At 73.6% G+C, this 21,755-nt stretch carries 20 protein-coding genes; 9 read left to right on the forward strand and 11 right to left on the reverse strand.

All coding sequences use genetic code 11. The features are described 5' to 3' along the window. Nucleotides 1-42 precede the first annotated feature (42 nt). Together ACZ4E1_RS30150 and ACZ4E1_RS30155 are read right to left on the reverse strand one after the other, a co-directional pair. Nucleotides 43-1,251 (reverse strand): MFS transporter, encoded by a 1,209-nt coding sequence (locus tag ACZ4E1_RS30150; protein ID WP_467545404.1) that lies wholly within the window; start codon nt 1,249-1,251, stop codon nt 43-45. A 420-nt stretch (nt 1,252-1,671) separates the two neighbouring features. Next, a complete protein-coding gene (locus ACZ4E1_RS30155; protein ID WP_467545407.1) occupies nt 1,672-2,451 on the reverse strand; it encodes a DeoR/GlpR family DNA-binding transcription regulator in 780 nt (259 codons plus the stop codon). Nucleotides 2,452-2,612: 161 nt separating this feature from the next. Between ACZ4E1_RS30155 and ACZ4E1_RS30160 the strand changes: the two genes are divergently transcribed. Genes ACZ4E1_RS30160 through ACZ4E1_RS30175 form a run of 4 tightly spaced genes read left to right on the forward strand, consistent with a single transcriptional unit; the run spans nt 2,613 to nt 6,354 of the window. Next, a complete protein-coding gene (locus tag ACZ4E1_RS30160; protein ID WP_467545410.1) occupies nt 2,613-3,497 on the forward strand; it encodes an SIS domain-containing protein in 885 nt (294 codons plus the stop codon). Nucleotides 3,498-3,531: 34 nt separating this feature from the next. After that, entirely contained in the window at nt 3,532-4,383 is an 852-nt protein-coding gene (locus tag ACZ4E1_RS30165; RefSeq protein WP_467545413.1) for a class II fructose-bisphosphate aldolase, read from the forward strand. Nucleotides 4,384-4,421: 38 nt separating this feature from the next. Then, a complete protein-coding gene (locus tag ACZ4E1_RS30170) occupies nt 4,422-5,069 on the forward strand; it encodes an alpha-ketoglutarate-dependent dioxygenase AlkB family protein (RefSeq protein WP_467545415.1) in 648 nt (215 codons plus the stop codon). Nucleotides 5,070-5,094: 25 nt separating this feature from the next. After that, nucleotides 5,095-6,354: an ROK family protein gene (locus ACZ4E1_RS30175; protein ID WP_467545788.1), complete on the forward strand. Its 1,260-nt coding sequence runs from the start codon at nt 5,095-5,097 to the stop codon at nt 6,352-6,354. Nucleotides 6,355-6,358: 4 nt separating this feature from the next. Here ACZ4E1_RS30175 and ACZ4E1_RS30180 read toward each other — a convergent pair whose 3' ends face one another. The 4 genes from ACZ4E1_RS30180 to ACZ4E1_RS30195 form a co-directional block, all read right to left on the reverse strand. Beyond that, complete coding sequence (locus ACZ4E1_RS30180; RefSeq protein ID WP_467545416.1) at nt 6,359-7,273, reverse strand: phosphotriesterase family protein; 915 nt, start codon at nt 7,271-7,273, stop codon at nt 6,359-6,361. After that, nucleotides 7,267-7,851, reverse strand: a complete 585-nt coding sequence (locus ACZ4E1_RS30185; RefSeq protein ID WP_467545418.1) for a DUF4865 family protein — start codon at nt 7,849-7,851, stop codon at nt 7,267-7,269. The genes ACZ4E1_RS30180 and ACZ4E1_RS30185 overlap by 7 nt, the downstream gene beginning before the upstream one ends. 41 nt (nt 7,852-7,892) lie before the next feature. Further along, nucleotides 7,893-8,291: a (R)-mandelonitrile lyase gene (locus ACZ4E1_RS30190; RefSeq protein WP_467545420.1), complete on the reverse strand. Its 399-nt coding sequence runs from the start codon at nt 8,289-8,291 to the stop codon at nt 7,893-7,895. Nucleotides 8,292-8,372: 81 nt separating this feature from the next. Further along, complete coding sequence (locus ACZ4E1_RS30195) at nt 8,373-8,939, reverse strand: TetR/AcrR family transcriptional regulator (protein ID WP_467545422.1); 567 nt, start codon at nt 8,937-8,939, stop codon at nt 8,373-8,375. A 194-nt stretch (nt 8,940-9,133) separates the two neighbouring features. Between ACZ4E1_RS30195 and ACZ4E1_RS30200 the strand changes: the two genes are divergently transcribed. The 3 genes from ACZ4E1_RS30200 to ACZ4E1_RS30210 are packed head-to-tail and all read left to right on the forward strand — an operon-like array spanning nt 9,134 to nt 12,755. After that, a complete protein-coding gene (locus ACZ4E1_RS30200) occupies nt 9,134-9,430 on the forward strand; it encodes an SHOCT domain-containing protein (RefSeq protein WP_467545790.1) in 297 nt (98 codons plus the stop codon). After that, nucleotides 9,427-10,197, forward strand: a complete 771-nt coding sequence (locus ACZ4E1_RS30205; RefSeq protein ID WP_467545424.1) for an ABC transporter ATP-binding protein — start codon at nt 9,427-9,429, stop codon at nt 10,195-10,197. The genes ACZ4E1_RS30200 and ACZ4E1_RS30205 overlap by 4 nt, the downstream gene beginning before the upstream one ends. Continuing rightward, nucleotides 10,194-12,755 (forward strand): ABC transporter permease, encoded by a 2,562-nt coding sequence (locus ACZ4E1_RS30210; protein ID WP_467545425.1) that lies wholly within the window; start codon nt 10,194-10,196, stop codon nt 12,753-12,755. The genes ACZ4E1_RS30205 and ACZ4E1_RS30210 overlap by 4 nt, the downstream gene beginning before the upstream one ends. 30 nt (nt 12,756-12,785) lie before the next feature. Here ACZ4E1_RS30210 and ACZ4E1_RS30215 read toward each other — a convergent pair whose 3' ends face one another. Continuing rightward, the gene (locus tag ACZ4E1_RS30215; RefSeq protein ID WP_467545427.1) at nt 12,786-13,283 is read right to left on the reverse strand and encodes an ATP-binding protein; all 498 of its coding nucleotides are present in this window, start codon (nt 13,281-13,283) and stop codon (nt 12,786-12,788) included. A gap of 239 nt (nt 13,284-13,522) precedes the next feature. Further along, a complete protein-coding gene (locus tag ACZ4E1_RS30220) occupies nt 13,523-13,861 on the reverse strand; it encodes a hypothetical protein (RefSeq protein WP_467545429.1) in 339 nt (112 codons plus the stop codon). 264 nt (nt 13,862-14,125) lie between these two features. Between ACZ4E1_RS30220 and cds1 the strand changes: the two genes are divergently transcribed. Next, nucleotides 14,126-15,268 carry an L-cysteine desulfhydrase Cds1 gene (gene cds1, locus ACZ4E1_RS30225; protein WP_467545792.1) on the forward strand — a complete coding sequence of 381 codons (1,143 nt, stop codon included), beginning with the start codon at nt 14,126-14,128 and terminating at the stop codon, nt 15,266-15,268. A gap of 4 nt (nt 15,269-15,272) precedes the next feature. On the opposite strand, the gene ACZ4E1_RS30230 is transcribed toward cds1, so the two are convergent. Both ACZ4E1_RS30230 and ACZ4E1_RS30235 read right to left on the reverse strand, forming a co-directional pair. Further along, nucleotides 15,273-15,752 (reverse strand): SRPBCC family protein, encoded by a 480-nt coding sequence (locus ACZ4E1_RS30230; RefSeq protein WP_467545431.1) that lies wholly within the window; start codon nt 15,750-15,752, stop codon nt 15,273-15,275. Between the two features lie 91 nt (nt 15,753-15,843). Next, the gene (locus ACZ4E1_RS30235; protein WP_467545433.1) at nt 15,844-16,671 is read right to left on the reverse strand and encodes a DeoR/GlpR family DNA-binding transcription regulator; all 828 of its coding nucleotides are present in this window, start codon (nt 16,669-16,671) and stop codon (nt 15,844-15,846) included. A 216-nt stretch (nt 16,672-16,887) separates the two neighbouring features. Here ACZ4E1_RS30235 and ACZ4E1_RS30240 point away from each other — a divergent pair, with 216 nt between their 5' ends. Then, nucleotides 16,888-19,311: a hypothetical protein gene (locus tag ACZ4E1_RS30240; RefSeq protein WP_467545436.1), complete on the forward strand. Its 2,424-nt coding sequence runs from the start codon at nt 16,888-16,890 to the stop codon at nt 19,309-19,311. On the opposite strand, the gene ACZ4E1_RS30245 is transcribed toward ACZ4E1_RS30240, so the two are convergent. Then, the gene (locus tag ACZ4E1_RS30245) at nt 19,281-21,689 is read right to left on the reverse strand and encodes a right-handed parallel beta-helix repeat-containing protein (RefSeq protein ID WP_467545439.1); all 2,409 of its coding nucleotides are present in this window, start codon (nt 21,687-21,689) and stop codon (nt 19,281-19,283) included. The genes ACZ4E1_RS30240 and ACZ4E1_RS30245 overlap by 31 nt on opposite strands. Between the last annotated feature and the right edge of the window lie 66 nt (nt 21,690-21,755).

Genomic DNA, 21,755 nt, shown 5'->3' on the forward strand with positions numbered 1-21,755 from the left:
GTGGGCCGGTCATGCCTCCGGGGCGCCAGGCCTTCCAGAGGCTCAACTGCCGACCGCCACCCGCCGCGTCGCGAACCCGATCGTCGCCGCCACCGCCGCGAGCAGCGCCACACTGGTCAGCGCCGTCGGCAGTGAGAACCAGTCCGCCATGAAACCGATGGCCGGCGGCCCGAGCAGCATCCCGCCGTAGCCGAGCGTCGACGCCGCGGCGACGCCCGTCGGACCCGCGAGCGCCCCGGCGCGCTCGACCGCCACCGGGAAGAGGTTCGCGAGGCCGAGCCCGGTGATCACGAGTCCGGCCAGGACGAGCCACACGGAGGGTGCGAGGGCGGTGAGCAGCATGCCGGCCGCGCCCGTCGCCCCGCCCGCCACCAGCGTCCGCGTCCTGCCCAGCCGTTCGAGCAGCGCCGTTCCGCTGAGCCGGCCGATCGTCATGGCGAACGCGAAGCACGCGTAGCCGGCCGCCGCGACGCCCGGGTGGGCGCCCAGGTCCTGCTCCAAGTGCAGCGCGCTCCAGTCCGCGAGCGCCCCCTCCCCGTACGCCGTGCACAGGGCGATGAGGCCGAAGACCAGCACGATGCCTCGGGTGCCGCGGCGCGTGTCCCGGGGCTGTTCGGCGAGGGCCGGCAGTTGCTCCGGCGGGCGCGGGGCGGGGTGGCGCAGCAGGGTCGGGGCCGTCACCGCCGTGACGACCAGGCCGATCACGGTGATCGCCAGAAGGTGCCGGGTGGGGGAGAGGTGCCCCGCGACCAGCCCGCCGAGGCCCGAACCCACCATGCCGCCCAGGCTGAACGCGGCGTGGAAACTCGGCATCACCGGGCGGCGCAGTGCGGCGACCAGGTCGACGGCGGCGCTGTTCATCGCCACGTTGATGCCGCCGTACGCGGCGCCGAACACGAGCAGCACCAGGCCGAGCGCGAGGGGGCTGTGCGTGAGCGGTGGCAGGGCCACGGTCAGCGGGAGCAGGACGCCACAGGCGACCGTGACCGCGTGACTGCCGAACCGGCGGCACAACCGCCCCGTCAGCATCATCGTCACCACGGCTCCGGCCGACACCCCGAGCAGGGCGAGCCCGAGCGCGCTCGCGGAGGCCCCGGTCTGCGCCTTGATCGCCGGAATCCGCACCACCCATCCGGCGAAGACGAACCCGTCGAGGGCGAAGAACACGGTCAGGGCGATGCGCAGCCAGGTCAGCGAGGTCGTGCGCGGGGCGTCGGCGTGGACGGTCCGAGGTTTGTTCAGTAGTGGCACAAACTCAGGGTAGGGGTGTGCGGCGGGGCGGGACAAGACGGCCTGGGTGAGAGGTGTGCCGCAGCGGGGGCGAGCGGTGGCCTCGGTGTCGATGCCGGCCTGGCGCCCGGTCGTGCGGCGGGGGCGGCGAGGCTGCGGGAATCCGGCTGGGCTCCGGAGTGGGTCGGCGTCCGGTCGCCGTGCGGGTGCGACGTGGTCAGGGACGGGCCTGCGTTCGAGGGGCGGGGCGCGGTGAGGGGGTTCCTGTCGTTCGGCCGTGACGGTCCCGGCTCGCGCCTCGGGTGTGCCCCGCGATGTTGGAGGAGCGCGATCCTGGCCGGACCGGACTCGAGAGCCTGGTCCGGCCGGGATCCTCAACTGCCCGACAGGGCCCCCGGCCCGATGATCGTTGCCGGTCCGGGGCGCCCCCGCCGCCCTTCCTCAGACCGCCACCACCGTCACGCCCGCCTCCTCGAAGCGGGCCAGGACCTCCGGGTCTGCCGCCGTGTCCGTGACCAGGACGTCCAGAGCGGACACGGCGCAGATCCGGGCGAAGGCGCGCTGGCCGAGCTTGCTGGAGTCGGCCGCCACGATCACGCGCTCGGCGCGCTCGCACAGGAGGCGGTTGATCGCGGCCTCCGCCTCGTCGTGCGCGGACGCGCCGTGCGTGACGTCCAGGCCGACGACGCCCAGCACGGCCGTGTCCATCGTGATCTGGCCGAGCACCCCGTCGGCGAGCGGGCCGATGAGCTCGTAGGACTGCGGGCGGGCCACGCCGCCGGTGAGCACGATCTTGAACTGGGGGCGCACCGCCAGCTCGTTCGCGATGTTCAGCGCGTTCGTGACGATCGTCAGCGCGGGCGTGCCCGAGGAGAAGTCGGGGCGGACGGCCAGCGCGCGGGCCACCTCGGTCGTCGTCGTACCGCCGGTGAGGCCCACCGCCTCGCCCGGTGTGAGGAGTTCGGCGACCGCCTTCGCGATGCGCTGCTTCTCGGCGGCGCCCAGCGCCGTCTTGTACCGCAGCGGCAGCTCGTAGCTGACGCCGTGCACGACGGCGCCGCCGCGCGTGCGCACGAGCATCTGCTGCTCCGCCAGTTGGTCGAAGTCGCGCCGGATCGTCGCGGCCGAGACGCCGAGCTCGGTCGCCGCGTCCTCCACGTCGAGCCGGCCGCGCTCGACGAGCAGCTCGAGAAGGGACTTCCAGCGGGCGTCGCGGGACATGCGCGGTCTCCATTCGTCGAGCGGCCCGTTCCTCACCGGAACCCTAGCCGGTGTGCGCACGAATGCTTGATAATGCTTGAAAGATAGCTATATCTTGCAGGAACAAGCAAGGGAATGTGTCGCGCTGCGTCAGCGCGCCGAACCGGGGAGTGGGGCACGGCATGAGCCATGTCGAGAACGAGCTGAACAGCCAGCCGGAGTGCTGGACGCGGGCCGCGGGCCTGGCGGCGCAGCACAAGGCGGCGCTGCCGCAGGCAGGGGAGCGGGTCGCGATCGTCGGCTGCGGCACCTCCTGGTTCATGGCCCAGGCCGCCGCCGTACTGCGCGAGGAGTCCGGACAGGGCGAGACCGACGCCTTCGCCGCCTCCGAGTTCCCAGCCGGCCGCCGCTACGACCGGGTCGTCGCACTCACCCGCTCCGGCACCACCACCGAGGTACTCGACCTGCTGGCCGCCCTCAAGGGCACGGTCCGCACCACCGCGATCACCGGCGACCCCGAGACCCCGATCCGCACGGCCGCCGACGACCTCGTCGTCCTGGAGTTCGCCGACGAGCAGTCCGTCGTGCAGACCCGCTTCGCCACCACCGCGCTCACCCTGCTCCGCGCCCACCTGGGCCTGCACACCGAGCAGGCCGTCGCCGACGCCCGCACCGCGCTCGCCGAGCCGCTGCCCGAAGGCCTCGACGCCTGCGAGCAGTTCACCTTCCTCGGTCGCGGCTGGACCGTCGGCCTCGCCAACGAGGCGGCGCTGAAGATGCGCGAGGCCTCCCTGTCCTGGACCGAGGCGTACCCCGCGATGGAGTACCGCCACGGCCCCATCAGCGTCACCACCGAGGGCACCGCCACCTGGATGCTCGGCGAGGCGCCCGAGGGCCTGGCCGAGCAGGTCGCCGGGACCGGCGCGCTCTGGGTCGAGGGCCGCCTCGACCCGCTGGCCGAACTGGTCCGCGCCCAGCGCCTCGCGGTCGCCGTCGCGGCCCGCCGGAACCTCGACCCCGACCAGCCGCGCCACCTCACGCGCTCCGTCATCCTCGACGCCAACTGACCCTCGCGCCACCGTACTTGAAAGGGGGCAACACGTGCCTCTCGCCACAACCGGGACACTCGTCGGCGCGGCGGCCGCCCGCCGCGGCGCGGTCGCCGCGTTCAACGTCATCACCCTGGAGCACGTCGAGGCCGTCGTCGCGGGGGCCGAGGCCGTCGAGGCCCCGGTGATCCTCCAGATCAGCGAGAACGCGGTGCGCTACCGCTACGGCCGGCTGCTGCCGCTGGCCCGCGCCGCCGCCGCCGTCGCCGAGTCCGCCGGCGTCGACGTCGCCCTCCACCTCGACCACGTGCAGAGCGACGAGCTGCTGCGCCAGGCCGCCGACGCCGGTTTCAGCTCCGTCATGTACGACGCGGCGAAGCTGCCCTACGACGAGAACCTGGCCGCGACCCGCGCCGCCGCCGACTGGGGCCACGCCAACGGCCTGTGGGTGGAGGCCGAGCTCGGCGAGGTCGGCGGCAAGGACGGGGCCGCGCCGCTCGACGCGCACGCGCCGGGCGCCTGCACCGACCCCGGCGAGGCCCGCAACTTCGTCACCGACGCGGGCGTGGACGCGCTCGCCGTCGCCGTCGGCTCCTCGCACGCCATGACGACCCGCACCGCCACCCTGGACCACGACCTGCTCAAGCGGCTGGCCGAGGGCCTCGACGTGCCGCTGGTCCTGCACGGCTCCTCCGGAGTCCCCGACGCCGAGCTCGCCGAGGCCGTGCGCGGCGGCATCGCCAAGGTGAACGTGGGCACCGCGCTCAACATCGCGATGACCGGCGCCATCCGCGAGTTCCTCGCGGCGCACCCCGACGCGGTGGACTCCCGCAAGTACCTCTCCGTCGGGCGCGAGGCCATGATCCGCACGGTCAGCGACCTGATCACGGTGCTGCGCGGCTGACCGGCCGCCCTCCCGCGGCCCCGGGCGAGAATGGCTCCATGAACGAGCTCTTCGCCCGGGACCGCAGGGAGGTCGCCCCCGGCGCCGTGCATCTGCCCGACTGGCTCGACGCCGACGCGCAGCGGCACCTCGTCGAGCGCTGCCGCACCTGGGCCGTACCGCCCGCGGGCCTGCGCGAGGTCGTCCTCCCCGGCGGCGCCACCATGACCGCCCGTCAGTTCTGTCTGGGGTGGCACTGGTACCCGTACGGCTACGCCCGCACCGCCGTCGACGGCGACGGGCAGCCCGTCAAACCGATGCCCGACGAGCTCGCGGACCTCGGGCGCCGGGCCGCCGAGGCAGCGCTCGGCGAGGCGCCCGCCGAGCCCTACGACATCGCGCTGATCAACCACTACGGTCCCGGCGCCCACATGGGCCTGCACCAGGACCGCGACGAACGCTCGCCCGCCCCCGTCGTCTCCCTCAGCCTCGGCGACACCTGCGTCTTCCGGTTCGGCAACACCGAGACCCGCACCCGGCCGTACACCGACATCGAGCTGCGCAGCGGCGACCTCTTCGTGTTCGGCGGCCCCTCCCGATACGCGTACCACGGAGTGCCCCGCACCGACCCGGGCAGCGCACCCCCGGAACTGGGCCTGAGCGGCCGTCTCAACATCACCCTCCGGGTGAGCGGCTACGATGCCTGACGGTGATCACGGCGAGGAGTTGCTGATGGGCGGCAGGGCGGCCTCCGGAAACGGGGGCCCTACGACGGGCGACGGTGCCGTACGGACACCGCGCCTGGAGCGGGGGCGCAGCGCGCTCGGCCCCGCACTCGAACTCGTCCACACCGGACGCGCCCCGACCCGCGCCGTCCTCACCTCCGAGCTCGGCGTGACCCGCGCCACGGCGGGCGCCGTCGCCGCCGAACTGGAGGCGCTCGGCCTCATCCGGATCGACGCGCGCCCCAGCGCCGCCGCCGGCGCCCAGGGCCGGCCCTCGCACCGCCTCTCCCTCGCCGACGACGGGCCCGTCGCGCTCGCCGCGCAGGTCCACTCCGACGGCTACCGCGCGGCGCTCGTCGCGCTCGGCGGTCGCATCGTCGCCAGCGCCCCCGGCCGCGAGATCATCGACCCCGACCCGGCGAAGGTCCTGCGCTCCGTCGTGGAGACCGGCATGCGGCTCCTGGAGGAGACCGGTCGGCGCTGCGTCGGCGCGGGACTCGCCGTGCCCTCCGCCGTCGCCGAGCCCGAGGGCACCGCCCTCAACCCCCTGCACCTCGCCTGGCCCGCGGGCTCCCCGGTCCGCGAGATCTTCGCCGACCGGGTGCGCGAGGCCGGACTCGACGGGCCCGCCTTCGCCGCGAACGACGTCAACCTGGGCGCGCTCGCCGAGCACCGGCACGGCGCCGGGCGGGGCGCCCGCGACCTCTTGTGCGTCGCCACCGGACACCGGGGCGTCGGTGGCGCCCTGGTCCTCGACGGCCGTCTGCACACCGGGAGTTCGGGCCTCGCCCTGGAGGTCGGCCACCTCACCGTGAACCCCGAGGGTCACCCGTGTCACTGCGGCAGCCGCGGCTGCCTCGACGTCGAGACCGACCCGCTCGCCCTGCTCACGGCCGCCGGCCGCGCCCCCGACCCGAACGGCTCGCTCCTCACCCAGGCCCGCGAGCTGATCCGTACCGAGAAGGACGACCCCCCGGTCCGCGCGGCCACCGAGGCGCTCATCGACCGCCTCGGCCTCGGCCTCGCCGGGCTGGTCAACATCCTCAACCCCGACCGGATCATCCTCGGCGGCCTGCACCGCTCGCTGCTCGATGCCGACCCGGAGCGGCTGCGGGCCGTGGTCGCCGACCGCAGCCTGTGGGGCCGCAGCGGCGGCGTCCCGATCCTGGCCTGCACCCTCGACCACAACAGCCTCGTCGGCGCGGCCGAACTGGCCTGGCAGCCCGTCCTCGACGACCCGCTCGGGGCGCTCACCGCGCAGACCTGAGCGCTCACGCCCAGTCGACGGCGAAAGCCCGGGCGGGATTGGCGACGAGCACCCGCTCCAGCCCGTCCGCGCCGAGCGCCGACTCCAGCCGGGGCCGCACCCGCCGCAGCAGATACGGCATCCCCGGCCCGCCGCTCACCGACCGGGCACCCGCCGTCGTCGTGTCCCCGCCGAGCAGCAGCCGGTCCGCGTACCCGACGTCGGCCAGCGCCGCCATCGCCTCCGGCATCCGCCAGTCCGTGGCGTGGTGGGCGCGCGACGGGCCGTCGAAGGCCAGATAGGCGCCCGAGCGGGCGGCCTCCTCCTGGAGCACGAGGTCGGGGGAACGGTTGAGGTGCCCGAGGATCACCCGGTCCGCCGGGACCTCGAACTCCCCGCACAACAGGTCCAGCACGTCCAGCGCGCCCGTCCCCATCTCGTGGTGGACCGCGATCGGGGCGCCCGTCGCGTGATGCGCCTCGGCGGCGGCCGACATGGTCCACCGGGCGTGCGCGTCGAGCGCGTGGAAGCCGCCCGCGACCTTGATCAGGCCCGCCCGCACCCCGCTCTCCCCGATGCCCTGGGTGAGCTCACGCACGAAGAGCGCGGCCAGGTCGGAGCGCCGGGCGTCCAGCAACTCCCTTGTGTAGTGCGCGGCTTGATGCATCCCCGTCGCGGCGACGATGTGCACTCCCGTGGCCGCCGACAGCGCCGGCAGTTCCTCGGCCCGGCGGCCGAGCCCGTACGGTGTCCACTGCACGACGGTCCCGCCGCCGACCGCCGCGAACGCCGCGAGCTCCTCCCGTGCGAGGTCGGTGTCGTCGAGCTCCTGCCCCTTCAACAGCGGGCTGCGGAAGAAGAGATGGTCGTGCGCGTCCACGACTCCGAGCAGCGCCGGATCGAGGTCGCCGCGCACGCCCCGCACGGTCGCGCTCACCACTGCCGCCCCGGCTTCAGCCCGTCCCGCTCCGGCTCGGACAGATGCAGGACGTGGAAGACCTCGCCCTCGGCCGTGGGCGCCGCATCCGACCACACCGAGAAGACACACCGCTCCCAGGTGCGCGGATCCACCGCGCCCGCCGCGAACACCGCGCCCTCGGAGGCGGCAAGGTCGGCGACCTCGCGCTCCAACTCCGGTATCAGTACGTCCAGTTCGGCGTCCTCGGCGATCGGCGTCCGGCGCCGCACCGCCGTCCGTGCCGGTGCGCCACCCGCTGGCCCCGGCTCGTACGTCACGCCCATCCAGTGCTGCACCACCGGACGGCCGAAGTCGGAGGCGAGACCACGGAATCCGGGGCCCCAGAGGAAGCTGTTCATGCCCTCGGCGGTGGCCCACAGGTAGAAGGGCGCGTACTGGTTCACGGGCGAGCCGGCGACGCCGCGCTCCCGCATCAGATACGCCTTCGCGGCCAGTCCGGGGAAGGCGTCGAGCAGATGCCCCTTCGTGGCGACCCGCTCCCGGATCACGTCCATGTCGTAGTCGGCGGGCAGGGTGATCTCGTACTGCAACGCGTGCATCGCGGGTTCCTCTCAGGCGTCTCGGAAGTCTCGGGCGTCTCTCAGGCGTCCGGGTAGGCGGCGGGGCCGACGTGCTCGCCCCAGCACACGGTCGTGCCGTCCTCGGCGGCCTCGACCGTGGCCAGATGGGTCATGGCGGTGCGCGGGCCCGCGCCGTGCCAGTGCCGCTCGCCCGGCTCGATCCACACCGAGTCGCCCGGCCGGATCACCTCCACCGCGCCGCCCTCGCGCTGCACCCGGCCCTCGCCCGCCGTCACGTGCAGCACCTGGCCGTGCGGGTGGGTGTGCCAGGCGGTGTGCGCGCCGGGCGCGAAGTGCACGTTGAACATCCGGAGTCTGGACGGCGGTTCGGGCGCGGCGACCGGTTCGAGGCGGACCGTGCCGGTGAAGTGTTCGGCCGGACCCTGCTGGGAGACGGTGCCGGTGCGCGTGATCTGCACGGATGAAGTCCTCACTCGTAGGAAGGGGAACTCGTCGGACTCGTAGGGCAGGAACTCGTAAGAAAGGAAAGGGGAGTCGGGTCAGGGGGTGAGCAGGGAGAGCAGGCCGCGGACGGCGCCGTCGAAGGCCTCCGTCGTGCCCGAGGCGCGGGCCAGCACATAGCCGCCCTGTACCGTCGCGAGGACCGTCGCCGCGATCTCGGCCGGTACGAGGCGTGCCGCGAACTCCCCGCTGTCCACGCCCTCTTGGACGATCGCGGCGAGCCGGCCCTCGATGTACGCGATCGTCTCGTCGACCGGGGCGCGCAGCTCCGGGTCGGCGATCACGTCCGGGTCCATCGTCAGCCGGCCCACAGGGCAGCCGCGCAGCACGTCGCGCTCGCGCAGCAGGTACGCCTCGATGCGGGCGTACGCCGTGGTGTCCGCGTCGAGCAGCCGGTCCACGGCCGCGCGCAGCTCCTCGCCGGTGCGCCGGATCGCGGCCAGCGCCAGGTCCTGCTTGCCGGTGAAGTGGTGGTACATGCTGCCCTGGCCGACGCCCGCGCGCTGCAGGATCGCCTTCGGGCTCGTCCCCACGTAACCGCGCTCCCACAGCAGCTCGCGCGTCGCCTCCACGAGGCGTTCCTGAGTGTTCGTGCCAGTGGCCATGCCCTCACTGTACATACTAGTAGTTACAGAATCGAGAGGGCGGGCCCGATGCCGGGGGAGCAGGTGCCACCGGCCCCCGTACTCCCGTGGAGGTACGGGCACAGCCGCCGGCCGCACGACGACGCGGACCCCCTTGCGGCGGGACGCTCGAAGGGTCGGAAAACCGGCAGCAACCCCCTCGGGAGATGAGTCAGATGCAGACCCTGGCGTACTTCGGCGGTGACGGGCCCGGCCCGTGGATCCTGTTCTTCCCGCTGATCTGGGCGGCCGTCGTGATCGGCGTCGTCACCCTGCTGCGCCGCACCGTGTGGCGCGGGCGCCGCGGGCCCTGGAACCAGGGGCCGCAGGCGCGGACGGACGAGACCTCGCCGATCACCGTGCTCGGCCGGCGCTTCGCCGCCGGTGAGATCGACGAGGACGAGTACTGGCGGCGCCTGAGCGTCCTCAACGAGGAGTTCGGCCGGCACGGCACGAAGGGCGGTGCGGCATGACCACCACGACGCTCACCCGCACCGCGGCGCGCGTCGAGAACGCCGTCAAGGTGTACGGCTCCGGCGACACCGCCGTCCGTGCCCTCGACGGCGTGACCGTCGGCTTCCGCGCCGGACGCTTCACCGCGATCATGGGGCCCTCCGGCTCCGGCAAGTCGACCCTCATGCACTGCGCGGCCGGGCTCGACACCCTCACCGAGGGCTCCGCCCACATCGGCGACACCGAACTGAGCGCCCTCGACGACCGGCGGCTCACCCTGCTGCGCCGCGACCGGATCGGCTTCGTCTTCCAGGCCTTCAACCTGGTGCCGACCCTCACCGTCGCCGAGAACATCACGCTGCCGACCGACCTGGCCGGACGCCGGCCCGACACGGAATGGCTCGACGCGCTCATCGACGTCGTGGGGCTGCGCGACCGGCTGCACCACAGGCCCGCCGAACTCTCCGGCGGCCAGCAGCAGCGCGTCGCCGTGGCCCGGGCCTTCGCCGGCCGGCCCGAGGTCGTGTTCGCCGACGAACCCACCGGCAACCTGGACTCCCGCTCCGGAGAGGAGGTCCTCGGACTGCTCGGCGACACCGTGCGGCAGACCGGACGCACCGTCGTCATGGTCACCCACGACCCGGTCGCCGCCGCCCACGCCGACGAGGTCGTCTTCCTCGCCGACGGCCGCCTCGTCGACCGCATGGAACAGCCCACCGCCGACAAGGTCCTCGACCGCATGAAGGCCTTCGACACCGCCGCGTCCCGGCCGGGAGGCCCGTCATGAACGCCTCGGTACGCCTCAGCCTCAGCTCCCTGCGCGCCCACAAGCGGCGCTTCGCCGGAACGTTCACCGCCGTCCTGCTCGGCGTCGCGTTCCTCGCCGGCACCCTCGTCATGGGCGACACGCTGCGCGCCAGTTTCGACTCCCTCTTCGCGGGCGCCACCAGCGGCACCGACGCCGTCGTGCGCAGCGCCGACGCCATCACCACGCCCGGCGAGGCCCAGGGCACCCGGCAACCGGTGTCCGCCGCGCTCGCCGACGACCTCGCCCACGCGCCCGGCGTCGCCGCCGCCGTCCCCAACATCCAGGGCGCGGGCCAGCTCGTCGGCGCCGACGGCAAGCCCATCGGCGGGCAGGGACCGCCCACCCTCGCCGGGAACTGGATCACCGACCCGAAGCTCAACCCGTACCGGCTCGCCGAAGGCCACGCCCCGCAGAAGACCGGCGAGGTCGTCGTGAACCGGGGCGCCGCCGACAAGGGCGGCCTGAAGATCGGCGACACCACCACCCTGCGCACGCCCGACCCGGTGCGCGTCACCGTCGTCGGCCTCGCCACCTTCGGCGGCGAGGACGGCATGGCCCAGGTGACCTTCACCGGCATGACCCGCGCCGACGCCGAGAAGTACCTCACCGCGAAGCCCGGCGAGGCCGCGTCCGTGCAGGTCCGCGCAAAGCCCGGGGTCAGTCAGCGGCAACTCGTCGACGACCTGCGCCCCGAACTGCCGCGCGGCGTCGAGGCGATCACCGGGCAGGCCTCGGCGCAGGAGAACACGGACATGATCTCCGGCCAGTTCCTGACCCTGTTCACCACCTTCCTGCTCGTCTTCTCCGGCATCGCGCTGCTCGTCGCCACCTTCTCGATCCACAACACCTTCGCGATCGTCGTCGCCCAGCGCACCCGCGAGAACGCCCTGCTGCGGGCGCTCGGCGCCGCACGCCGCCAGGTCACCTCGATGACACTCGTCGAGGCCGGCGCCGTGGCCGTCGTCGCCTCCGCCGCGGGGCTCGCGGGCGGCATCGGCATCGCGGCCGGACTCCAGGCGCTGTTCCCCGCCATCGGATTCCCGTTCCCCGACGGCGCGTTGGTGATCAGCGCGCTGTCCATGCTGCTGCCCCTGGCCGTCGGCATCGTCGTCTGCCTCGGCTCCGCGCTCGTGCCCGCCCTCAAGGCCGGCCGCACCGCGCCGCTCGCCGCGCTCCGCGAGACCTCGGTCGACGACTCCGGCGCCTCCCGCGCCCGCGCCGTCACCGGCATCGCGCTCGGCGTGATCGCCCTCGCCACCGCGCTCGTCGGCGTCCTCGCCAGCCCGTCGCTGACCCTCGCGGCCGTCGGCGCGGTCCTCGCCCTCGCGTCGTTCGTCGTGCTCGGCCCGGTCGCCTCGACCTCCGCCGTCCGCGCCCTCGGCAGCCCCCTCGCCCGGCTGCGCGGCGTGACCGGCGCCCTCGCCCGCCGCAACGCGCTGCGCAGCCCCAAGCGCACCGCCGCCACCGCGAGCGCGCTGATGATCGGCGTCGCCGTCGTCTCCCTGTTCACCGTCTTCGGGGCCTCGCTCAAGGCGACCATGAACCAGACCGTCGACCGCTCCTTCGCCGGTGACGTCGCCGTCTCCGCCCCGTCCTTCGGCGCCGGCGGCAGCGGCCTCAGCCCGAAACTCGCCCCCGCGCTCGCCCAAGTGCCCGAAGTGGACACCGCCGTCGGGCTCGGCAAGGGCGTCGCGAAGGTGGACGGCGCCGGCCGCGCCCTGACCGTCACCGACCCGGTCGCCCTCGCCCGCTCCTTCGACCTCGGCAGCGTCCAGGGCTCCCTCGACCACCTCGGGACGAACGGCCTCGCGCTCACCCGCGACGAGGCCGACCGGCAGCACCTCTCCGTCGGTGACACGGCCCGCGTCACGTTCACGGACGGCACGACCACGCCCTTCACGGTCCGCGCCGTCTACGGGCAGTCCGAACTCGCGGGCGACTACGTCATCACGCGCCAGGCGTGGGCCCCGCATCGCGTCCAGGACTCCGACACGCTTGTCTCCGTCATGTTCAAGGACGGCGTGAGCACCGCCGACGGCAAGGCAGCGGTGGAGAAGGTCGCCCAGCAGTACGGCAACCCGGACGTGCAGACCCGCGACGCCTACGCGCAGTCCTCGGCGGGCGGCATCGACATGATGCTGACGCTGGTCTACGCGCTGCTGGCCCTGGCCGTGCTCATCGCCCTGCTCGGCATCGCCAACACGCTGACCCTCGCCGTGCACGAACGCACGCGCGAGCTCGGCCTGCTGCGGGCCGTCGGCCAGACCCGGTCCCAGCTGCGGGCCATGGTCCGCTGGGAGTCGGTGCTCGTCGCCGCCTTCGGCACCGCGGGCGGCATCGTGCTCGGCGGCTTCCTCGGCTGGGTCCTCGTGAAGGCCTCCGACGCGGCGAGCGACAGCGCGTTCGCCTTCGCGCTGCCGCCCGTGCAACTCGTCGTCGTGGCCCTCGTCGGGCTCGCCGCCGGCGCCCTCGCGGGACTGCGCCCGGCCCGCAGGGCGGCACGACTCGACGTGCTGCGTGCCATCGCGACGGAGTGAGACCTCCGCCGGTGGAGGATCACCGCCCGGTCAGCCTGCGACGGCGGACCGGGCGGGAGTCTGTAAGGGAGCCTCGGCGCTGAGCATCGCCGCTGTCCGGTACACCGGGTACGGGGCCACCGCAGCCGTCGCGGCGGGCGCGGGCAGCGCGAACCACACGACCTTCCCCTCGACGCCGTGCCGGTGCGCGCCCCAGCTCTCGCTGACCGCCGCGACCATGGCGAGGCCGCGCCCGCACGTGGCGAACGTCTCGGCGTCCCGCACCTCGGGCAGCCGGGGATCCTGGTCGTGCACCGAGACCGTCAGCCGCTCGCTGAGCAGCTCGATCTCCACGGTGCACTGCTTGTCCGGCCCCGCGTGCCGGTGGACGTTGGTCAGCAGCTCGGTCACCCCGAGCACCGCCAGGTCGATCAACGGCTCCAGATGCCAGTGGCGCAACTGCGCCGAAACGATGGACCGGACCTGCCCGATCCGCGACGGCAGGGCCTGGAGCTCCACCGTGCAATGCCTGCTCGGCTGGCTGATCACGACTGCCTCCCCGAATGAGTCCGGAAGACCGAATGAGTCCGGAAGAAGACGAGAACGGATCGAGCGGAGCGACCACACCGTGCCGGAACCGCCCGCTGCATGTCCGGCGGGCTGGTTCGCAGCGTCATCGCCGGTAAACCCTGAGTAGTGATGTGAGACCAGCGTGACTCAGGGGGCGTGTGCGTGCAACTCCGGCGGGTGACCGCGCCGGTGGAGGGGAGAACGGGGCCGGGCCGGTCTCAGCCGGAGCGGCCCGTCGCCTTGCGGACCGCCTCGATGAAGCGCCGCGCCGCGCGCGGCCCCCCGTCGCCGCCCGGGTCACCGCTCTGATCGTCGCTCTGGCCACCGAGCCGCAGCAGATAGCGCCGGCCGTCGACCTCGGCCGTGGCCCGGTCGTCGGACCCGAACCAGGGCTTGCCCGCGCGGACTTCACCGATCGGCGCGCTGTCGATCTCGCGCCCGTAACTCGTCAGGAGCTCGAGTCTGCCGCCCCTGATCCGGACCTGCCCCGCCCGGGTCAGCGAGCGCAGCCGCCGCCCGATCCGTACGCCTGTGGCCGTGAACTCCGGTTCCGTCATGCCGCTCGCCCCCTTGGCCGTATCCGTCATACCCGTCGTGTCCGTCGTACCCGTCGTATCTGTCGCGTCGTGCCGGGTCCGATGCGCGTGCACCGTGCAGTGCAGTCTGCACGTGCCCGGCCACCAGTACCAGTATGCCCACTCCACCAGGCCTTGCTTTGAGCTGCCCAAAGCAGTGTTTATGCAGGTGAGAAGCGTGTGGAAGGTGTCTATCATCGGGGGCGGACGCTCGGGACGATGCGAAGGAGTCGCGCGGTGAGCACGATGCAGCAGGGCCATCCTCAAGGCGAGGGCCCGGCCGGCGGGCCGATGCCGACGCTCGACGTCGACCACACCGACCCGGACTACCGCGCCTGGCTCAAAGAAGCCGTCCGCAAGGTCCAGGCCGACAGCAACCGCTCGGCCGACACCCACCTCCTGCGCTTCCCGCTCCCCGAGCACTGGGGCATCGACCTCTACCTCAAGGACGAGTCCACCCACCCCACCGGGAGCCTCAAGCACCGGCTGGCCCGCTCGCTGTTCCTCTACGGCCTGTGCAACGGCTGGATCCGGCCGGGCCGCCCGGTCATCGAGGCGTCCAGCGGCTCGACGGCCGTCTCCGAGGCCTACTTCGCGAAGCTGATCGGCGTCCCCTTCATCGCGGTGATGCCGCGTACGACGAGCGCCGAGAAGATCCGGCTGATCGAATTCCACGGCGGCCAGTGCCACTTCGTCGACGACTCCCGCACCATGTACGAGGAGTCGGCGGCCCTCGCGGCCCGTACCGGCGGCCATTACATGGACCAGTTCACCTACGCGGAGCGGGCCACCGACTGGCGCGGCAACAACAACATCGCGGAGTCGATCTACCGGCAGATGGAGCTGGAGCGCTACCCCTGTCCGACCTGGATCGTCGCCACCGCCGGCACCGGAGGCACCTCCGCGACCCTCGCCCGCTACGTCCACTACATGCAGCACGACACCCGCATCTGCGTCGCCGACCCGGAGAACTCCTGCTTCTTCGAGGGCTGGACGACGGACAACGCGGACGCGCGCAGCGACTGCGGCTCCCGCATCGAGGGCATCGGCCGGCCGCGCATGGAGCCGAGCTTCGTGCCCGGTGCCATCGACCGCATGATGAAGGTCCCCGACGCGGCCAGCGTCGCCGCGGTCCGCGCGCTCGAGCACGCCATCGGCCGCAAGGCGGGCGGCTCCACCGGCACCGGCCTGTGGAGCGCCCTGAAGATCGTCGCCGAGATGGTGGCCGAGGGCCGCAGGGGAAGCGTCGTCACCCTGCTGTGCGACCCGGGCGACCGCTACCTCGACAAGTACTACTCCGACACCTGGCTCGCCGAACAGGGCCTGGACATCGGCCCGTACGCCGAGGCGATCGACCTGCTCCTGGAGACGGGCAACTGGCCGGGGTGAGGTTCTAAGCCGTGGCCGAGGCGAGGCGGCGCTCCAGTGCGCCGACCGCGTCGCGGAACGCGCGGCCGAGCCCGGCCCGCGCCGCCTTGAGCCCGAAACGGAACGGGGCGGCGCCGTCCGCCGCGAACGTCCACTGCACCCGCGAACCCCCGGGCACCGCGACGATCCGCCACTCCTCCAACAGGGCCCGCATCCCCGGCGCGTTGGTCTCGTCCACCCGGTACGCGTAGACCTCGTCGGGCTCCGCGGCCACGACCGTCTCCACGAAACGCGTGCCGCCCTTGAGCCGCACCTCGCGCCGCGCCCCGTCGTCCAGCGACCGGGCCGAGGTCACCGCCGAGAACCACTGGGGCCAGCCGGCGACATCCTCCGCCAGCGCGCGGTACACGGCGCCGGGCGGCGCGGACACCTCACGGGCGAAGACCAGACGCAGCGGCGCGGTCTCCGCGAAGTCCGGGCCGACGGGCAGCAGACGACGTGCCATGAACGTTCAGCTCCCACAGAGGACGACGGCTCGGGCAGGCTTGCGCGACACACCCGGCGACCGGGCTCGCGCCACCATAGCGGCCGTGCCGTCAGATGTCTGTACCGCTCTCCGGCTCACCCGCGACGACCAGCCGCATGTGCTCGGAGGCCTCCGCACGCGCCTCCGGAGCCAGCCCGCGGTCCGTGACCAGCGTGTCGACCTGGTCGAGCGCGGCGAACGAACTCAGGCCCACCGTCCCCCACTTGGTGTGGTCCGCGACCACCACGACCCGGCGCGCGGACTGCACGAGCCGCCGGTTCGTCTCCGCCTCCGCCAGGTTCGGCGTCGACAGACCCGCCCGCGGGCTGATCCCGTGCACCCCGAGGAACAGCACGTCGAAGTGGAGCGCCGCGATCGCCTGGTCCGCGACCGGCCCCACCAGCGAGTCCGACGGCGTGCGCACCCCGCCGGTCAGCACCACCGTCGCCGCCCCCGGCCGGCTGCCCGCGCTGCGCTGCGCGGTGTGGAACACGTCGGCCACCCGCACCGAGTTGGTCACCACCGTCAGGTCCGGCACGTCCAGCAGGTGCTGCGCCAGCGCGTACGTCGTCGTACCGCCGGACAGGGCGATCGCGGAGCCGGGCGCGGCCAGCGCCGCCGCCGCCCGCGCGATGTCCTCCTTGGCGCTCAGCTCCAGGCCCGACTTCGCCTCGAAGCCCGGCTCGTGGGTGCTCGCGTCGACGACCGGGACCGCGCCGCCGTGCACCTTCTCCAGGACCCCCTGACGGGCCAGCGCGTCCAGATCGCGGCGCACCGTCATGTCGGACACGCCGAGCTGCCTGGTCAGTTCGTTGACCCGGACGCCGCCGCGGCGCCGGACCTCGTCGAGGATCAGGGTGCGGCGCTGCTCCGCGAGCAGGTTCTGATTCTCGCTCACGTCCCGTCGGGTCCCTTCGCCTCGTCACACCGGTCGCACCGCCGTCGTCCACGGCCTGCCCGTCATCCTCGCACGTGGCACCGACACCGGTGGCACCACCTGTCCCACGCCCGAAGACCACCCGGGTGACAGGTCGGGGAGATTCGGTGACGAGGGGTACGCACGCAAGCGGAGAGCCGGGATCCTGGTCCCCTGAAGAACGGGGGACACATCAATATGGCGCAAGAACAGCACGAACAGCACGACAGAGAAGGCGGCGGCCGGCACCCGAGGCGCGCGGACGAGACCGCACTCGAACTCCTGGTGCACGGCGTCGGCGGCACCACGCCCGAAGCGATGCTCGACGATCCGCGCACCGTGCGGATCTCCGGCGACGACACCTCGGCCCTCTTCCGCCGCGTCACCGACCGCGACGCCGAGAAGCGGCCCGACGACTACCGCGGCAAGCCGGTCCCCGAGGCGTACGTGTGGTGCAACCTCACCTCGGGCAACGGCTCCCGCGCCCTGTGGCTGCTCCTGCTGCCCTTCATGGTCGTGAACCTGGCGCACTGGATGCGCCCCAACGCCCGCCGGAAGCCGCAGGCCGTGCGCCTGTACGGCCTGCTCATCCGCTTCATCGGCCTCACCCTGACCGTCCTGCTCGTCGCCGCCGCCTGCGAGGTCGCGCTCGACCTGGCCGCCTGGCAGTGCGCGGGCACCGTCGCGTGCGCCGAGCGGCACAGCTGGCTCGGCTTCCTCGCCGCCGGGCCGGACGGCAGCGGCGGCTGGTGGAGCCAGCCCGGCCGCCGCCTCGCCCTCGCCGCGATCGTGCCGACCGCGCTGACGACCCTCCTGTGGTACCTCTCGCACCGGACCTGGAGCGCCTACGAGTCGCAGCGCCCCCTGCCGCACGAGCCCGACGCCGACGACAGCGGCCCCACCTCCGCCCTCGGCAAGCCCGGCTTCTGGTACGGCCGCCGCCTCGTCGCCCGGCTGCGGGCCGCGCACACCGCCGCCGGACTGCTCACGGTGTCCGCCGCCGTCGGCCTCTCCGCCGCCCGGTACGACCGCGGCTCCGGCGGACCCGTGCTCCTGAACGTCCTCGGCTGGGCCTTCGTCGGCGCCCTGATCGCGGGCACCGCCACCGTCATCGTCGTCGTGGCCCGGCGCGGCCGCAGCGAGAACCGCCTCGACACCACGATCGACCGCACCGTCCTGCGGGCCCTCCCGCGCGGCGCCCTCGCCCTCCTCGCCCTGACCGTGCTCTACGCGGCCTGGTCCCGGCCCGGCTGGCAGTCCGCCGGACGGCTGCCGGGCGACACGACGTTCGGCGGCATCGCCCTCGTCGAGGGCGCCCTCGTCCTGTGCGCCGCGCTCGTCGCCCGCGCGCTCTACCGCACGGCGCCCGATCGGCGCACCGCGCTGCGCGGGCTCGGCGGACCCGCCACCGCCATGCTGGCCTGCGCCCTCGGCGGCGTCATGACCGGCGGCGTCGCCCAGCGCGTCGCCGACTGGCTGGACGGCACCGGCCACACCATCGCGGGCCCGCCCGTCCTGCTGTCCTGGCAGGCCTCCGTCATCCCGCCGCTCCTCGTCGTCCTCGCGGTCCTCGGCGCCTACCTCGCCGTCCGCACCCTGCGCATGAAGAAGGAGGAGGTGGGGCAGGTCCTGCGCGACTACGACCTGCACGACGACGCCGACCTCCAGGGCGAGCACCGCCCCGACCACGCCCGTACCGAACGCATCGCCGGCACGCGCGCGCGGGCCGCCCTCACCGACCGGGCCCCCCTGATGATCGGCGCCGTCGGTGCCGTCAGCCTGCTGCTCGGCGCGCTGGCCGTGGCCGGCGCCTGGGCCACCGGGAAAGTGCCCGGCGCCGCCGCCGACGGCACCTACCCGATCGTCGAGGGCGCCGCCGAGGCCGCTCAGGCACTCGGCTCCTGGCTCGTCGGCCTCGGCTTCATACTTCTCGTCACCTCGGGCCGCCGCGCCTACAAGGACGCCTCCGCCCGCCGCACCATCGGCATCCTGTGGGACGTCGGCACCTTCTGGCCGCGCGCCGCCCACCCCTTCGCGCCGCCGTGCTACGCGGAGCGCGCCGTGCCCGACCTGACCTGGCGCATGGCCGGCTGGACCCGCGCCACCGGCGGCCGTCTCGTCCTGTCGGGCCACTCCCAGGGCAGCGTCCTCGCCGCCGCGGCGGCCTGGCAGCTGCACCCCGCCGTCCGCAAACGCGTCGCGCTCCTCACCTACGGCTCCCCGCTGGAACGGCTCTACGGGCGCTGGTTCCCCGTCCACTTCGGCCCGTCCGCGCTCGCCTCCCTGCACCACCAGGTCGACTGCTGGCGCAACCTGTACCGCAGGACCGACCCCATCGGCGGGCCCATCGGCCTGCCCGGCGAGGGCGCCGAGCAGGTCGACCACCCGGCCCTGCTCGACCCGCTCGCCTACGGGCGCACCGAGCGGCACCCGCTGCCCGCGCCGATCCTGGGCCACAGCGACTACCAGGCCGACCCGGTCTTCGCCGAGGAACGCGCCCGGCTGCTCGCGCGGCTGCGGCCCGAAGTGCCGCAGCCGCGTCCCGAAGGCGAGCTGCCTCCCGAAGGGGCGGTTCGCGAGAGCGGCGAGGCTCAGGGCAGCGCCGGAAGGTCTTCCGGATAGAGCAGGGTGAGGTCGTCCGTGCTCGGCTCCGGGAGCTGGGCGACCCGCCCCGCGTGCCGCTCCACCATCGACTCGAAGGTCTGCCTCGCCGTTCGGCCGTTGCCGAACGCGGGGCCCTTCGGCATCTCGGTGAAGTACTTCAGGAGCGTCTCGCCCGTGCCGTCGCCCAGCCGGTACTCGTGCTCGTCGGCCTGCTGCTCCACGATGCGCAGCAGCTCCTCCGGCAGGTAGTCGCAGAAGGTGATGGTGCGTGAGAAACGGGACGCCACACCGGGGTTGACCGAGAGAAAGCGCTCCATCTCCGCCGTGTACCCGGCGACGATCACCACGACCGCGTCCCGCTGGTCCTCCATCAGCTTGACCAGCGTGTCGATGGCCTCGCGTCCGAAGTCCCGCCCCGAGTCCTCGGGCGACAGGGCGTACGCCTCGTCGATGAACAGGACGCCGCCGTGGGCCCGTTGGAAGGCCTCCTGGGTGCGGATCGCCGTCGAGCCGATGTGCTCACCGACCAGGTCGACCCGGGACACCTCGACGAGGTGGCCCTTCTCCAGCACGTTCAGCGAGGCCAGGATCTCTCCGTACAGCCGCGCCACCGTCGTCTTGCCGGTGCCGGGGGAGCCGGTGAAGACCAGATGGCGGCGCACGGACGCGGCCTTGAGGCCCGCCTCCTGGCGCCGGCGCCCCACCTCGATCATGTCGGTGAGCGCCCGCACCTCCCGCTTCACGCTCTCCAGACCCACCAGCGCGTCGAGTTCACCGAGCACGTCCTTCGACGAGCGCGCCGCGGACGCGGGGTCCTCGGCGGTGGCCGCCGGCCGCTGATCGGGCACCGCGCTCAGCAGGCCGACGGTCTGCGTCGCCGTCTGGACGACCGGCTCGGGCGCGGGGGCCTTGGCGCCCGGCCGCAGCCCGCCGCTCTCGTCGCTGGTGCAGTCCTCCACCTGAGGCCCGTCCTCCGCGAACTCGTAACCACCGCGCGCGCACCGCTCGGTGCGGCACTTGCGCAGGGTGGTGCGGCAGCCGTCGATCACATGGAAGCCGTAGCCGCCGCTGCCCGTCACCCGGCAGCCGGTCAGCGTGCCGCGGCCGCCCGCCGACACGTAGAAACCCGCCTCCGCGGGGGAGGTGACCGTGCAGCGCTCGATCGTCGGGTCGGCGCCCTTGGTGACGATCACGCCCGTCTGCGTCGTGTCCACCGTGCAGTTGGCGAGCGTGCCGCCGCTGCCGTGGTCACGGAACCAGGCGCCCGTCGCCGCTTCACGGATGCGGCAGTCGTCGAGCTGCGCGGTCGCGCCGTCGCTCACCGACACCGCCGTGTTCCGCACCTGCGACAGGTCGCTGTCCACGACATCCACGCGCGAGCCGCGGTCGAGCACGAACAGCGCGTCCGGCACGTCGTGCACCCGGCACGATTCCAGGACCGCCGTCGCCCCGTCGCTCACCCACACCGCCGGGTAGTCGCCCGTACTGTCGTGGATCTCGCACTGGTTGGCGTCGACGCGCGTGCCCGGGTCCCACACCGACAGGCCGTTGCGCCCGAAGCGGCCCACCGTGGAGCGGGTCAGCGTCAGGACGGAACGGGACCGGAGGTCGATCGCGTTCTCCGGGATGTCGTGGATGCGGCAGTCGGCCAGCGTGAGCACCGCGTCGGTGTCCATCGTGACGCCGTCGGCGGTGGTGCGGTGCACGTCGCAGTCCGTGAGGTGGGCGACCGCCCGGCCGGTGATCTGCACCCCGGCGCCCTTGACCTCGTACACCTCGCAGCCCACGGCCTCCAGGCCGCTGTGCTCGCCGGTCGCGGAGAGTCCGGCGCCGGACGCGTGATGCACGCGGCAGCGCTCCAGGCGCGGGTGGGCGCCGCCGCGCACCGCGACACCGGCCTGGCCGGCCGCCACGATCTCGCACTCCTCGAAGACGCCGCCCCCGCCGTCGAGCACGGCGATCCCGATGCCCGCCGGGTTGTCCACGGTGCAGCGGCGGACCGTCGGGCGGGCGCCGCCGCGCACCTCGATGCCCGAGGCGGACCGGGTCACGATCCGTATGTCGGTGATCTCCGGCGCGCCCTCCTCGATCAGCAGGGCCGGAGCCGCGGCGTCCTGGCCCTCCAGATGCAGGTCCTGGACCGTCGCCGACGAGCGGACCGTCAGCGGCACCCCGTCGACGGGCGCGATGCGCACCGAACCGGGGGAGCCCTCGGGGCCACGGAGCGTGACCGCCCGCTGCACCACCAGGTTCTCCCGGTAGGTGCCCGGGGCGATCGTCAGGACGTCGCCGTCGCCCGCCGCGTCCAGGGCCGCGGCCAGGGAGGCGTACTCGCCTGTGCGGCGGCGCCACCGCGAAGTGCCCGTGTGCGTCACCTGGACCGTGCCCTGTGCCATGGCGCTGATCTGCCCCCACCTCGTCGTACGCGGGTCCGTTCGCGCCCTGCCCGGCGCTGCTTCTGC

This window comes from Streptomyces sp. NPDC025806 (assembly GCF_055558275.1).

Excerpts from the sequence above, each read along its gene's own strand:
- ACZ4E1_RS30240 (WP_467545436.1), top strand. The coding sequence starts at position 16,888 with ATGGCGCAAGAACAGCACGAACAGCACGACAGAGAAGGCGGCGGCCGG.
- ACZ4E1_RS30175 (WP_467545788.1), top strand. The coding sequence starts at position 5,095 with ATGGGCGGCAGGGCGGCCTCCGGAAACGGGGGCCCTACGACGGGCGAC.
- ACZ4E1_RS30210 (WP_467545425.1), top strand. The coding sequence starts at position 10,194 with ATGAACGCCTCGGTACGCCTCAGCCTCAGCTCCCTGCGCGCCCACAAG.
- ACZ4E1_RS30245 (WP_467545439.1), bottom strand. The coding sequence starts at position 21,689 with ATGGCACAGGGCACGGTCCAGGTGACGCACACGGGCACTTCGCGGTGG.
- ACZ4E1_RS30220 (WP_467545429.1), bottom strand. The coding sequence starts at position 13,861 with ATGACGGAACCGGAGTTCACGGCCACAGGCGTACGGATCGGGCGGCGG.
- ACZ4E1_RS30185 (WP_467545418.1), bottom strand. The coding sequence starts at position 7,851 with ATGCACGCGTTGCAGTACGAGATCACCCTGCCCGCCGACTACGACATG.
- ACZ4E1_RS30230 (WP_467545431.1), bottom strand. The coding sequence starts at position 15,752 with ATGGCACGTCGTCTGCTGCCCGTCGGCCCGGACTTCGCGGAGACCGCG.
- ACZ4E1_RS30155 (WP_467545407.1), bottom strand. The coding sequence starts at position 2,451 with ATGTCCCGCGACGCCCGCTGGAAGTCCCTTCTCGAGCTGCTCGTCGAG.
- ACZ4E1_RS30205 (WP_467545424.1), top strand. The coding sequence starts at position 9,427 with ATGACCACCACGACGCTCACCCGCACCGCGGCGCGCGTCGAGAACGCC.
- ACZ4E1_RS30160 (WP_467545410.1), top strand. The coding sequence starts at position 2,613 with ATGAGCCATGTCGAGAACGAGCTGAACAGCCAGCCGGAGTGCTGGACG.
- ACZ4E1_RS30170 (WP_467545415.1), top strand. The coding sequence starts at position 4,422 with ATGAACGAGCTCTTCGCCCGGGACCGCAGGGAGGTCGCCCCCGGCGCC.
- cds1 (WP_467545792.1), top strand. The coding sequence starts at position 14,126 with ATGCAGCAGGGCCATCCTCAAGGCGAGGGCCCGGCCGGCGGGCCGATG.
- ACZ4E1_RS30195 (WP_467545422.1), bottom strand. The coding sequence starts at position 8,939 with ATGGCCACTGGCACGAACACTCAGGAACGCCTCGTGGAGGCGACGCGC.
- ACZ4E1_RS30200 (WP_467545790.1), top strand. The coding sequence starts at position 9,134 with ATGCAGACCCTGGCGTACTTCGGCGGTGACGGGCCCGGCCCGTGGATC.